At 67.6% G+C, this 14354-nt stretch carries 5 protein-coding genes; 1 reads left to right on the plus strand and 4 read right to left on the minus strand.

What is annotated here, in order from left to right:
- Positions 1–29 precede the first annotated feature (29 nt).
- Genes VKA86_11855 through VKA86_11870 form a run of 4 tightly spaced genes read right to left on the minus strand, consistent with a single transcriptional unit; the run spans position 30 to position 11831 of the window.
- Positions 30–737 (minus strand): MotA/TolQ/ExbB proton channel family protein, encoded by a 708-nt coding sequence (locus VKA86_11855; GenBank protein ID HKK71906.1) that lies wholly within the window; start codon positions 735–737, stop codon positions 30–32.
- 26 nt (positions 738–763) lie between these two features.
- Entirely contained in the window at positions 764–3766 is a 3003-nt protein-coding gene (locus VKA86_11860) for a tetratricopeptide repeat protein (GenBank protein HKK71907.1), read from the minus strand.
- The gene (locus VKA86_11865) at positions 3763–5070 is read right to left on the minus strand and encodes a PorV/PorQ family protein (GenBank protein HKK71908.1); all 1308 of its coding nucleotides are present in this window, start codon (positions 5068–5070) and stop codon (positions 3763–3765) included. The genes VKA86_11860 and VKA86_11865 overlap by 4 nt, the downstream gene beginning before the upstream one ends.
- Before the next feature lie 14 nt (positions 5071–5084).
- On the minus strand, positions 5085–11831 hold the full coding sequence (locus VKA86_11870) for a FlgD immunoglobulin-like domain containing protein (protein HKK71909.1): 6747 nt from the start codon (positions 11829–11831) through the stop codon (positions 5085–5087).
- Between the two features lie 421 nt (positions 11832–12252).
- Here VKA86_11870 and VKA86_11875 point away from each other — a divergent pair.
- On the plus strand, positions 12253–14354 hold a 2102-nt coding region (locus tag VKA86_11875), incomplete at its 3' end, for a hypothetical protein (protein HKK71910.1).

Consider the following 14354-nt stretch of genomic DNA (forward strand, 5'->3'; position numbering starts at 1 on the left):
ATTCCTCACGATCCTTGGATCCGGGGCCTTCAGCTCAGGAACCCGGCCGGAACCGGCTCCTGCTGCGACGGCGTCGTGGAGTTCGAGGTCGATCGGGGTGCGGACCGGCGCGTGTTGCCGGCGGCGGCGGCCAGATGCACCAGCAGCTCCTCGCGCGCGTCCTCGAGATCGACCACACGCGTGCGGATCTTGCGGACGAAGACGTTGAAGCAGACGGTGGCGATGACCGCGACGATGATCCCGGCCGCGGTGGTCATGAGCGCCTCGGACACGCCCATGGCGACGACCTGGCTCCCCCCGCTGCCCGTGCGCGCGATCGCGGCGAAGGCGCGGATGATCCCGACCACGGTCCCGAACAGACCCAGCAGCGGAGCGATGTTCGACATCGTCCCGAGCACGCCTAGGTTGCGTTCCATCTCGACCTGCTCGACCTCGATCGCGGTGTTCATCCGCTCGGTGAGCTGGGTACGCCCGAGGCCGGCGTGGGCCAGGCCCTGGGCGAGGACGCGGCCGGCGGCGCTCTTGTCCTTCTTCGCCACGTCCACGGCACCGGCCAGGTTGGCCGCCTGGATCTTGTTCGCGATCTTCTTCAGGAGATCACGACTGTTCGCGCGGCTCTGCGCGAAGTAGAGGGCCCGCTCGAGGGCGAAGCCCAGGGTCACGATCGAGCAGACCAGCAACACCAGCATCGTGGGCGACGCGATGAAGAGGTCGACGATGGACATGTCACCGAACATGGTGGTTGCATCCTCCCTGTGGCCGATCAGCGACCGGCCGCCTGCATCTGCTGGAGGGCCTCGACGCGGGTCTGCGCCATGGCCGTCCACTCCGGATTCGTGGCCTTCGTGAGGATCCGCTCGTAGGCGGACAGAGCGGCCTGCCACTCGCCGCGGTCCTCGTGCAGCTCGCCCATCTCGGCCAGGCCGGCGATCGCGAAGGGATCGTCACCTCCACCCGAGGCGGCTTGCGCGAAGCTGTCGATGGCCCGGTCGATCCGGTCCGCTTTCAGGTGACATTCGCCCTGGCGGTAGCGGATCTCGCTCTCGCTGCCGTGACCGGCGGCGAGGGCCGTCTCGTAGGTCTCGATCGCCTCGTCCCACGCCCCGAGTTCGTCCTGATGCAGCGCGGCGACCTCGAGCCACAGGCCCTGGGCCTTGTCGTGGTCGGGGTAGTTGCCGAGGAACTCACGGTAGGTGGCGATCGCGGAGGTCCAGTCCTCGATCTGCTGGTAGCAGACCGCGCCGTTGAACAGAGCCAACGGAGCGTACTCGCCACCCGGGAAGGCATCGCGGAGAGCCTCGTACTCGTGCGCCGCCTCACCGAAACGCTCGAGGCGGTACAGCACGGTCCCGGCGCGGAACCGGGCCAACTCGGCGAGGTCGTGGTCGGGGTGCGTGAGCACGAAGTTCCGGAACCCGGCCAGCGCCGGTTCGTTCTGATCGAGACGGTAGTAGCTCTCGGCCAGATAGAACAACGCCTGCACCGCACTCTCGCTGTCGGGGTGGTCGAGCGTGACGCGCTCGAAGGACGCTGCCGCGCTCGCGTAGTCGCCGGCCGCGAAAGCGTCCTGGCCTTCGTTCCACAGGAGATCGGCGGCCATTGCGCTGTCGGGATTGCGCGCGAGATACTCGTTCATGTCGCGGCCACTGCGGTAGTAGGCCGACTGTACGCCCAGCTCGGCGTCGGCCACGCGCGGATCCCGAGGGAAGTCGGCCACGAAGCGCTCGAAGGCCTCGATCGCCGCGTCGTCCTCGCCCAGGTTGTAGGCGCAGTTGGCCAGGCCGAAGGCCGCGTCGGCGGCGTGCGCTCCGTCGGCGTCGTGCTGCTGCAGACGACGATAGCTCTGACGGGCGGCGGCGAAGTCCCCCAGACCGAACTGCGTATCGGCGATCCGGTACAGAGCCCGGGCCATACGATCCCCGTCGGGGAATCGGCGGACCTGCTCCTTCCAGGTGTCGACAGCCTGCTCGTAGTACTGCAGCCGGTAGTAGCAGTCCGCCGCGTTGGCGAGGGCGACCTCGGCCTCGGGTGCGTCTGGATTTCGCTCGAGGAACTCCTGGTACTCCCGCAGTGCGTCCTCGTATTCCCGCCGATTGAAGTGGATCGAGCCCACGGCCAGCGCGTTCGTTCCCTGTTCGGTGTCCGCATTGGCCAGGGCCCGCAGGAATCGCTCCTGCTCCTCCAGGGCCAGGTCGTACTCACCGATCTGGCTGTAGCTCGCCACCAGACCCTGCAACGACGACGCGGCCACGTTGCTCTTCGGGTAACCGCTCAGGACGAGACGGTACATCTGTGCGGAATCGCGATAGAGCCCCTGCTCGTAGTAGGCCTCGCCGAGCAGGTAGTAGGTCCGGGCCCGCCAGTGGCTCGGCGTGGGCAGAAGCTTCTGCGCGATGAACTTGTAGTTGGTGATCAGACGATCCGGCTGGCTCCCCTGCTGGTAGGCCAGTGCCGAGAGGAAGAGCGCCCGCTCTGCCACGTCGGTGTTCACGTGCTTGTCGAGAACGTTCTGGAACGAACGGATTGCGGATTTGCGGTCACCGAGCTCGAGATGTGCAAAGCCCTGCAGAACCCGGACCCGTGCGGCCAGCGGGTCGCCGGGAAAGCGCCGCAGGAACTCGTCGGCCAGGATCGTGGCCTGGCCGAAGTTCTCGTCCTCGGCGTAGGCGTAGACGATCTTGTGCATGGCCGCCGAGGCGACCTTGGTCTGTCCGAAGCGCTTGACCACGTCGGTCCACGAGAAGATCGCCTCGGCGCTGCGACCGAGCTGCATGTGACAATCGCCGATCAGGTAGCGCGAGTAGGCACTCACGAGATCGTCGGGGAAGGCCCGCGCCACTTCCTCGAGCTGTCGGATGCTCTCGTCGTACTCTCCCGACCGGTAGGTCACGCACGCGAGCTTGTAGCGGGCGTTCGGAACGAAGGGACTGTCGGGGTGGTCCTCGATGAAGCCCCGGTAGCTGCGCACGGCCACCGAGTTCTGACCCGACCGATAGAAGGCTTCGGCGATGCTGAACGCCGCGTCGTCCACCAGCGGACTCTCGGGGTGCTCGCGCAGGACCTGCCGGTAGCGCTGGATGGCCAGGATGTACTGACCCATCTCCTCGAGCGTCCGCCCCCAGTACAGCCGGCCCCGGTCGCTCGGCACGCCGGAGAAGTACTCGAGCGCGCGGTCGAAGTCCCCGTCGTGGTAGGCGAACAGACCCAGGGCGAACTTCACCTGGGGTCGCTGCTCGTACCCGGGCCGGGTCTCGAGGAGTTCTCGATAGGCCGCTTCGAGCTTCAGCCAGTTTCCGTCGGCGATGTACGCCAGACCGCTCTCGTAGAGGGCCTCGCCCACGAGGAAGCTGTCCTCGTAGTCGTCGAGAAGCATCTGGTAGCTGGTGATCGCGTCGTCGAAGCGTCCCAGGTTGAAGTGGCACTCGGCGGTGCGGAGCAACACGGCGGCCTTCATAACGTCGTCCCGACCACGCCGGTCCTCGACCTTGCGGTACTCGCGAAGAGCCCCTTCGAAGTCACCGGCCGCGAAGTAGCACTCGCCGAGCATGTACTGCGCGCGGGCCGCTCGATCGCTCTTGCCGTAGGTGTCGACGAAGAGCCGGTACTGGGCCATTGCGGCCGACTTGTCCTTGCCAGTGGCGAAGGCTTCGCCGGCGGACTCCCACAGGCCGTCCTCCGAGGGAACCCGCTGCTCGGTGTCGGCCACGGCGACCACCGGGAGCAGCACCGTGAGAAGGAACGTGAACACGAGGGCGGCGCGGTTCATCGATCTTCCTTTCGCCGCTGGGGCGAGCGTTCGGCGGCCTCGCTGCCGCTGATCTCCACGCGGATCGGCGAGCGGGTGCGGTCGCGGAAGCCGAGGACGTCGACGCCCACGTCGAAGTCCCACTCCTGGGTCATGTCGTCGAGAACGGTGATCCGGGCGGTGTAGCGGCCGTCGGGCACGAGTCGGCCGTCCTCGTCGGCACCCTCCCAGGTGATGCCCTCGGGCGGGCTCCCGTTGCCCCGCAGGCGACGGACGACCTCGTCGCGCTCGTTGCGGATCTCGAGCGTCCAGGCCTCGACCTCGCCCCGCACCGCGGTGTCGATGTCGAAGGTCACGTCGCGCTTGTCGCCACTGGGGCTGAAACGTGCCCGATCGCGCTTCATCTTGACGCCGTAGGGAACGCCGAAGCGGAAGGTGGCGCTGAGCACGTGCGTCGCGCCGAGGTCGTGGGTCAGGTAGCCGTAGTCGAACTGCCAGCTCTGCCAACGGAAAGCGGCACCGAAGGATCCCTGTTCCCGCGCCGCGTCGAAGCCTCCGCGGAGCGCGAAGTTGCGCACGGCCCAGGCCTCGATCCCGGCCTTCAGATCGGCTTCCATGTCGTCGGTCTTGACGACCTCGGTGCTCACGACGAAGCGGTTGCGCAGCAGATGGAGTGCCGTCCCCGCCCGGAAGGTGCGCGCCCAGGACTCGGGCTGCTCGTCGAGGGTGACCTCGGGCCGCACGGCGTTCTGGACCGCGAAGCCCAGACTGATGGTGCGATGAGGGCGCAGGTACACGCCGACGTCGGCGCCGAAGCCTCCGCCCGATGCGCCGGCGAGTGAGTGCGTGACCGACTTCAGGTGCACGCCGTAGGACAGACGACCGCTGCCCCGGGCGTAGGACAGGCCGAAGGCGCCCGCCGTCTCGTCGAAGGTCTCGCCCAGGTCCTCGTACAGCGTCGACCTCTCGAAGCCGCCGCTGCGGAGGAAGGCGCCCGTCAGCGCGAAGCTGCCGTATCCCTCGGTGGGGAGGCCGAGCGTCAGGAAACTGTACTGCGTGTCCTCGAACAACGTGGCGCCCATGGCCGTGAACTCCATGGTGCGCAGGCTCGCGTAGCCGGCCGGGTTCCAGTAGCTGGACGCCGCATCGTCGGCCAGCGCGGTGACCGCGTTGCCCAGTCCGAGCGCGCGAGCACTGCTGCCGTAGCGCAGGAAGCCGCCGGGCGCGCCGGCGTCGTCGGCCGCGCGGACCGGCGGCGTCGCCGCGAACACGAGGGCCGCCAGCGTCAGGATGGTGAGGATCGGGTGCGTATGGCTGCGGTGCATGGCGTCGAACCTCGTCACTTCACCACGGCGATCTTGCGCCGCAGGTCGTAGCCGTCGCCCTGGATGCGACAGATGTAGCCGCCGTTGGCCACCACCCGACCCTCACCATTGCGCCCGTCCCACGAGAACTGGGCGGTCGACTCGGCCTGTACGGCCATCTGCGCGGTGCGAACCACGCCGCCGTACAGGTCGTAGATGGTGATCGTCGCGGTGCCGTCACTGGTCGGCCGGAACAGGAGGATCGTCGGCTCTTCGCCGGCGCGGAAGGGATTCGGACGGTTGGTGATGCGCTTCTCGGTGGTCATGGCGGTGGTCGTGTACAACTCGACCGTCCGCACTTCCTCCACCGCTCCGGAGACCTCTTCGGCGAAGAATCGGAGCGTGTGCTGCCCGGGATCCCCTGCGCCGAGCTCTCCCAGCGTGAAGGGACCCGTGTAGATCTGCTGGGGCACCGGCGGGTCGCCCACGTCGACGTTGGCGAACACGGCCTGGATCCCCTGTGGGTCCTCGGTCCGCGGAACCAGCGTGATGCGGGTGTCCGACGAGACCAGCCAGCCGTCTCCGTAGGCCGTGGCCGGGGGATCGAAGACGAGATCCGTGCGTGGAGGGCCGATCACCTCGACGAGCAGTTCGTTGCTCGACAGTGCCGACAGCTCCGCCACGAGCCGCACGTCGTCGGTCGCGAAGGGTCGCGTCGTGAGGTCCACCCGCGCCAGGCCGGCGGCGTCGGTCGTCGCGTCCCAGGCCTCGGCCTGTGCCGTGCCCAACCACGCATCGCCCTCGAGGACGCGGAAGCGCACCGGTGCATCGGCGATGGCGTTGCCCGCACGATCGGTCACACGCGTGACCAGACCCACCGTCTCGTCGGGTCGGAGCGCACGGACGAGACGCCGACCCGGAACCTCCTCGGCACGCAACGACATCAGCTGCGGGGCCGAGGGAATCACGGTGATGACGGAGCTGAAGGCGCGATCGCCCTGCAGGTCCTCGAGCTCCAGATAGATCGGCTCGGCGCGGTCGTAGCACTGACCCGCGATCTCGTCGATCCCCTCGACCGTCGTCCCGAGGGTGTCGCAGAGCACGCCGGCCGGACTGAGCATCGTGTCCGGGCGGGCCTGATTGCCGCTGAACGCGCGCAACGTGTAGCTGCGGTCGTCCATGGTCACCCGCTGTCCGGTCACGATGTCGATCCGGCTCACCGACATGGTCCAGGGCTCGCCCGCGACCACGGTGTCGGGCACGTCGAAGGACCAGGTCACGCCGACCGGCTGTACCGTGATCGGATCGCTGAAGCTCTCACGACCACGAACGTCGCTCACGCGGATCACGATCTGCTCGCTCGTCGCGTAGCTCTGGCCCGCGATTACCGATTCGCCCGCCGTGAGCGTTCCGGTCTCGATTCCGAGACGGTCGCTCGCCGCACTGCGATCGGGCCGCAGGGCCTGGAGGCTGAACTCGTTGCCCGCGTTGATGCGCTCGCCGGTCTCGGGGTTCACCAGGCGAACCGTGACCGGGAAGGTCGCCGGTGGGCCCGCGGTGACGATCGCCGGATCGGGAACCACGATCTCGTACTCGGCTTCGTTCACAGGCACGTCCACGCGGCCCGTCCCGACCGCCGAGTTCGTGGCATCGGTCACGAAGACCGGGATCACGCCGGGATCTCCGAGCACGACCTCGAAGTCGCGGCTCCCGTTGACGAAGGCCGCGCCGTCGAGACCGGGATCCACGAGATCCAGCCCGCTCCCCGACGAAGTCAGGTGCAGTTCGCCGCTCTCCAGCTCGTCGACCAGGTTGTAGTACTGGTCGACCGCGCGCACGCGAACCGTGAAGGGCGCTTCCGCCTGTTGCGTGGCGACGGTGCCGATCTTGCCCGTCGGAGTGTTCGACCCGGGCACGGCCGTCTCACCCGGCGCCACGATCTGCAGACGCTTGTACCCGTCGGCCTGCAGCACGCAGACGTTCGACAGACCGGTGACGCCGGTCGTGTCGCTCACCGAGAGGAAGACGTCCTCGGACCGGGTGTAGGACTGGGCCACCGTCACGCGCCCCGCTTCGAGCTGCGCCTGACGTACTCCGAGCTCGCCCGTGCCCTCGACACCCGTGCTGGCGCTGAGGATCGACATCTGGACCATACGGTCCTGCGTCACCACCACCTGCCCGGTGTTGCCGTCGATCAGTTCGACGTCGGCCTGGAAGCTCGTGGGCGGACCCACGGTGGCGGTGTCCGGCAGCGTCACCCGGAAGTACAGCCCGCCGGTGTTCATCCGGATCACGTCGCTCACGGCTTCGCGCCCGAAGTCGTCACTCACGCGGATCCGGAAGTCCTCGACGGTGTCGTAGGTCTGGTCGGCGATCACCTGCACGCCGTTCACGAGCTGGCCCGCCTGTACCCCGAGCCCACCGTTCGCCACCGCCCCCGAAGGCAGGAGAGCCGTCAGGTAGAACCGTGTCTGGGCGGTCGGTACGACGTTGCCGGTGACCGGATCGATCAGACGTACGGTCACGCGGAACGGCGCCCCCGTCGACGCCGTGGGGTCGGCCTCGATCGCGTAGACGTAGGGCGGCTCCACCGGCACCGGCACCATCTGCGCGGGGCGCGTGACGTCGGCCTCGTCGTAGATCGTGACCTCGACCGTCCCCGGATCCGTCAGGAATCCGGTGAACGTGCGCTTGCCGCTGACGAAGGGCACGTTGTTGACGTCGGGATTGTTCGGCAGGGCGAAGCTGTTGTCGCTGGCGACGAGCCGCAGATCGCCGACGTTCGTCGTGTCGGCCAGGTTCCAGTACTGGTCAACCGCGCGTACGGTGATCGGGAAGGGCTGACCGCTGCGGTGAGCGTCGGGGGCTCCACTCTTGCCCGTGTCCTCGTACAGCGACACGCCCGGTTCCACCACTTCACCCGGGGCGACGACCTGCAGACGCTTGTAACCGTCCGACCGCAGAGCGAAGATCGGACTCGATCCGCCGAGCCCCGTGGAATCGGTCACGGTCAGGTAGACGTTCTCCGCGCGGGTATAGCTCTGCTCGAAGTTGATCGTGCCGCGATCGAGGCGTTGGGTCGTCGTGCCCAACACACCGGCTCCCGGTTGCCCCAGGGCGTCGTAGACGTCGACGGAGATCGGTCGGTCCTGTTCCACCCGGGTCTTGGTCTCGACGTCCTGGAGACGCACGCTGACCGGGAAGGTGGCGGGCGGACCGACGCGTGGTGTCTGCTCGGCATCCATCGTGACCACGTACTCCAGCCCGTTGGGCTGCATGCGGATCACGTTCGAGTAGGCGAGACGCCCCGATGCGTCGCTGATCTCGATGATGATGTCCTCGACCGTGTCGTAGGCCTGGTTCGGCACCGACACCGATCCGTTCTCGAGCTGGGCCTGGGTCACGAACAACTGCGCCGTCGCGGGCTCCAGGTTGCTCTTCAGGGCGCGCATCGTGACCAGGTTGTTGGCCGCGGCCAGCGGCACACCGTTCGTGTCGACGAGGGCGATCTCGAAGGTGGGGAAGACCTGTGGCGGACCGACCTGCGCCGTGGGCGGGGTGGTGATCCGGTAGGTCGCGCCCTGCTCCACCGGGACGGTCACCGACTGCCCCTGGACATCGACGTTGTCCAGCGTGACCGCGTTGAGGTTCACGTAGCCCGGGTTGATCAGGAAGACCGGGAAGGTGATCTCGCCGTTGACGAGCGATTGGCCGTTGTTCACGGGGTTGGTCTCGGACAGTGAGTTGTCGTCACTGGCGATCGAGATCCGGTCGGTGGAATTGTCCACCAGGTTCCAGAAGCGATCGACGGAGCGCACGCGGAAGTCGAACTCCACACTGGCCGTCTGCGGAGCCGGGCTCCCCGTTTTTCCGTCGGACTCCGGACCACCGGGATTCGGGACCTCGCCCGGCGCAATGACCATGAGCCGCTCGAAGGGCCCCGGCTGCACGCTCACCGTCGACGCGTCGTTGCGGGTCGGCGTGATGAGGTCGCTGACGGCCAGGGTCTGATCGGAGGCCGTCCGGAACAGGAGATCGAAGTCCTTGTCGCCGGCCGGATCCAGTGCCTGATCGTTGGCCGAGATCATCTGGAAGAAGTCGGAGCTCTCGAAGTGCACGGTGGGCGACGCAGCCACCGGATTCCACCACTCGTCGGTGGCGATCACGCGCGCCACGACCGGGTCTCCGGCCATCACCGGCAGCGGAGTCCCGACCTTCCCCGGAGTGATGCCCGGCGTGTGCGTCTCGCCGGGCAGGAGCACGACGAGGTCCTCGTAGGTCCCCGGGAACACGTCGAAGGTGTTGCTGCTGTCGGTGCTGGCGAAGACGTCCTCGCGGGCGAACAGCCGGACGTCCTGTCCCGCGCGCGTGATCCGGATCGGACCGCGCCACACGCCCTGGTAGTCGCCGGCGCCGAAGCCGTCGGCCATGCTCACCCGGACCGGCTGCAGGAGTCCGTCGCCGAGACTGACCGAGATCGTCACCGAATCGGTGTACGCGTCGATGTGATTGTTGAACTGGTCCCGCGCGACCACGGTCACGTTGGGCAGGTACGAACCCGCCTGGTGGTCGGGAATGGGATCGAGCCCGTCGTTCGGCGTGGGATTCGTGCGACTGTTGATTCCGATGTCGAAGTGGTCGATGGTCCCCGCCTTGACGGGGATCGTGGTCAGACCGAACACCCCGCTGTCGTCGTCGTCGATACGCACGGTCTGCTGGTTCGGGTCGGCCAGCGTCACCAGCGTGACTGCGAACTCGGCCTGATTGCTGTTCAGCGACTGCGGTGACACCGGCAACGCCGCCGCGGCGTCACTGCTGCTGAACGAGGCGCTGATCGGCAGCGCGGCGTCGAGATCGGTGATCGGGTTCCAGAACGAGTCGGTCGGGTAGACCGTCACGTCGAAGGGTACGCCCGCATCCTGCACCTGCGGCGTGCCCGTCTTCCCGTCGTTCTCGATCGTGTCGAAGATCCCCGGGTCGAGGTTCTCGCCCGGTGCCTCCACCACCATCCGCGCGTAGGGAGCCGGCGACACGTTCACCGTCGACGACAGATGGGCGTCGACGCCGCTCGCCGTTCCCGCCAGGTTCTGCGGCCCCGCCGTCCGTAGCACCGCGCGGACCGAGGTGGGGTTGTTCAGGGTGACCGTGTTGTTCGGATGGTCGGGCAGTTCGAAGTATCCGGTGGGCGACCCGACGGTCACGTTGCGCTGCCCGGGCACCAGATTGGCGTACTTGTCCACGGGAATGACGAGGACGTCGATCTCCTGACCGGCGACCACCGGCAGCGGCTCGCCGTTCAGGCCGCTGAAGTTCTCGTCGTTGCGGCCCCGCTCCCATTCTTCACCCGGCATCTCGAAGAGCACGCGGTCGAGGGGGCCGGCATTGACCTGGAAGGTCGCGCTGCGTTCGACCACACCGCCGTTGCTGTCGATCACGATCTGTGCGCTGAAGGCGCGCCTCGTGACCTGGACACTGGTGTTCAAGTAGCCGTTCTCGAAGGTCGCGTCGTCGATCAGGATCCAGTCGGGGTTCTCCTCGCCGATCTTCGCGCGAACGGTCACCTGACCGTTGAAGGGGAACAGGTTGTCGCTGCTGTCCTCGGCGCGGACACGGATCTGGAAGGGAATGGTCGTCACCTGGACGCGTGTGGTGTCCCAGATCGCGTAGTCGAAGACGAAGTGGTCGAGGCCCTCGGGATTGACCAGTACGTTGCTCTCGCTGCTCGCGCTGATCGGCCCGCTGGCGGTGACCGTGACCCGTCGCGTGCCGGCGGTGAACAATCGCACGCTCTCGTCGAGGTCCACGTTGCTGACCATGGGCCCACCCGGAGGCAGGACCACGCCGGCGGCCGGATCGTCGGAGCTCCACGAAAGGGTGGGATAGCTCCCCGGTTCCACCGGGTTCCAGTACTGGTCGGTGGCCCACACCGTCACCCCGTCGAAGGCATTGCCCGAGACCTGCGCCAGGGGCATGCCCGACTTCCCCGGACTCACGCCTGGCGTGAGCACCTCCCCGGGGAGCAACAGGACGACGGTGGCCAGGTCCTGGGGCCGCAGCGGGGTGACGACCGCACTGCCCGTGGCCACGGACATCTGACCCGGATACGTGCGCGTGTTGGCGACGGTCAGCGTGTTCTCGCGCGTGTTGGGGTCGGTCCCCAGGAAGACCACCTGGGTCGAGGCCTCGCCCAGCGCGAAGGCGCTTCCCTGCAGCGTGATCTGCGGGCCCGAGTCGAAGTTCCCGACCGCCGCGTCGAGCAGGACGTCGTCGCGGAAGTTCATGACCGGATCGCCCTCGGAGTCGCGCGCCTGCACGGTGACGTCGATGGCCTCGCCCACGCGCTTCTCGCCCGTGGGAACGGTCACGGTGAACGAGGTCACCGCGTCGTAGGCGTTGAGCTCGATCTCGGCCTGCGGGACCGAGACGTCGTTCAGGTCGCGCACACGCAGACGGACCGGCGTGCCCTCGGCCTGGATGATCACGTCGTCGAACTGTCGCTCGCCGTTGAGCAGGTACTGCGCGGCGGGAAGACTCGCCGGCACGTCGGCGGAGAGCTGCGCGTTGATGAAGTCGGCGTTCGTGTCGGTCGTGCCGTCGGCATTCACCGCCCGCACCCGCACACTGAACGGCACCCCCACGGTCGCGGCAGGGCGCCCTTCGACGATCTGGGGATTGAGAACCGTGATCTCGAGCCGCTCGAAGGCCAGGGCGTCGGTCGCCGAGATCAGGAGGCACGTTGCAGAAAGAAGGCCGGTGGCCAGAGCACGAAGTGCATTCTTCATCGCCGAGTCCCGGGAGACGGGTGTCCTGCACGAAGTCGGGCAGCTCCCGAGCGCGATCCGAGACGTTGTGTCGGGTTCCCCCGGCCCTGTCGCCTCGTGGCCCAGGATCCACCGCGCGACAACGCAAAGCACATGCCACGGTCTCTTCGCGGTTCGTTCGTCCTCGTCGTTCCCGGGAGTGCCCCGGGCCTCCACCGGCCCGCGAGCGGGGGGCCGCAAACCGGAGCCTCTGCCCCCCTGGAACCGGGTGCCTTTACACCGGGCCTCGCGACTGGCTACACTCGACGGACTCCGGAGACGGCATATCCAAAGGCACTCGTGCCCTCGGCCCGGCCGTCGCCCCGCCCGTACGACCAGAGCTCGACCCTCGATCGGCGGGGGCTCGCATCCCCCAGTTCGACATCCAGGAGGACCCGAGAGGATGACCAATCGCCAGGGGCTCTTGCCCCTTCTCACCGCGCTGGCCGTGATCGTGACCGCCACGGCTGCCCCCACGTCCTCTTCCGCTCGGCCCGCCGTCCCCGGCGAGCAGGCGCGCCCCGAGTCCCGGATCGTCGTCCCCGGCGCGGACGCCGTGCACCACGGCGGACCCCGACTCGGCCTGAGCAAGGCCGTGACCGACTCCTTCAACATCTATGGTGGAGTGCGGAGTGACGGCTCGAACGATCGCCTACCCGAAGGACAATTCCAGGACTTCATCCTGTTCCCGAAGGAGCAGGGCTGGACGGGTGTCGACCTGACCGAGCAACCTTCTTTCTGGAACATCTCCACGTTCAACGCCGAGAACCTCGACGCCACGACGGGCAATCGTGCGATGTGGTCGGGCATCCCCGCGGGCACGCCGGGCTTCCAGACCGCACCGGGCTACGGCAACAACTGGAACGACGGGCTTCTGTGGAGTGCACAGGCGAATCCCACGATCAACACGGACGTCCGCCTGACCTTCACGTTCAACTACGACCTCGAACCCGGGTACGACTTCTTCCTCGTCGAATACGACTCGGCCGGCGTCTGGGTCCCCATGGACACCTTCACCGGCTCGAACAAGAACGAACAGAACGAGTTCGTGTCGGCGGTCTCCTTCGACCGGACGGTGACCTTCACACCGTTGATGTACACGGGCCCGAGCGGCACCGACGTCCGGCTGCGCCTGCGCGTGTTCAGCGACGTCGCCTTCAGTGACGAGGACGGTCTGTACGTCTCCCGGGGCGCGGCACAGGTGGACAACATCGAGGTGAGCTTCAACGGGGCCGTGGTCTCGAACGAGGGCGACGACGGCCTCGCGACCTTCGAGTCCCTGAGCCCGGGCGTGGACGACACCGAGGGGTGGAATCCGGTCGCCGGTGCCTTCGCGGGCGACTTCGCCAAGGTCCTGATCCAACTCCGCGACATCGATCCCTGCCGGCAGAACCTCAGCCCCATGCTCTCGTTCATCGACGACGGCACGCCGCCGGCCAACTCTCCGACCGAGAGCACCGGGGGCAGCACGTCGCCGAACTGGACCTACGGCGTGATCGGTGGATTCACCGTGAACTACACCGGTGGCGTCAGCAACGGGCTGGTCCCGGTCTCGAACGAGTGGTGGTCGCCCGAGATCGCGTGGGACGACACCACGACGACGGAGGACGACGCCCTGCGCGGCGGCGCGCTGATCCGCTTCACGGTGTGGCAGCACCTGCCCCTCCCCAACGGGATCTTCTGGACCTGGCGGGTGCGCAGTCTGGCCGAGGGGGACTGGAGCCCCTGGCAGGACCGTGGCTTCGTGTACTTCGGCGACGGCGGCGGGACCTACCTGAACACCCAGTTCGACGTGACCGACCTCCTGCAGACCGACCCGGAGAAGGTGCAACTCGCACTCGGAATGGCCGATCTCGCCGACGCCTTCGGCTTCCCGGGCAGCGACGCCACCCCGTCGCCCGCCTTCGACAACGTGAGCGTGTGGCGCTACGACTCCCCCGGTCCGGCGTTCGCGGCCCGTGAGATCGAACTCTTCAACGACGGTTTCCCCAACGAGGGCAGCATCGACCTCACCGATCCGTCCGCGCTGTCGGTGCGCATGGACATGGCACTCGACGTCAACCCGGTGGGCAGTTCCATCGTGCCGGGGGACTCGATCGTGGTCGACGCGACGGCTTCGATCCCGGGTACCGCTCTGCAGACGACCCCGGTGCTCCGCTGGGTGCTCGAGGCGAATCCCTTCTTCGACACCGCTCGGCAGATCCCACCCGACGCCACGAACATGGGGCCGGGAGCACGTGGCTGGACCCGGTACATGGGTACCGTCCAGGGGGACAGCGCCCGGACCGCGGGCGGCGTCGCCGTTCCGGACAAGTTCTTCTTCGATCTCCCACACGACGGGCCGGCCAACGCGAATGCACCGCACCAGACCGACGAGCCGGCCATGTTCTACCCCGGGGACGTGATCCGCTACTTCGTCGAAGCGACCGACACCGCGGGCAACGTGGCGTCGATCCCGGCCGACACCACGGGCTTCCTCGGGAACCTGCGTGAGTACAATCGAGT

This window comes from Candidatus Krumholzibacteriia bacterium (genome assembly GCA_035268685.1).
Lineage (GTDB): Bacteria > Krumholzibacteriota > Krumholzibacteriia > JAJRXK01 > JAJRXK01 > JAJRXK01.

Bases quoted from the DNA above. Each gene is read 5' to 3' on its own strand.
- VKA86_11855 (HKK71906.1), bottom strand. From the start codon at position 737: ATGTTCGGTGACATGTCCATCGTCGACCTCTTCATCGCGTCGCCCACG.
- VKA86_11860 (HKK71907.1), bottom strand. From the start codon at position 3,766: ATGAACCGCGCCGCCCTCGTGTTCACGTTCCTTCTCACGGTGCTGCTC.
- VKA86_11865 (HKK71908.1), bottom strand. From the start codon at position 5,070: ATGCACCGCAGCCATACGCACCCGATCCTCACCATCCTGACGCTGGCG.
- VKA86_11870 (HKK71909.1), bottom strand. From the start codon at position 11,831: ATGAAGAATGCACTTCGTGCTCTGGCCACCGGCCTTCTTTCTGCAACG.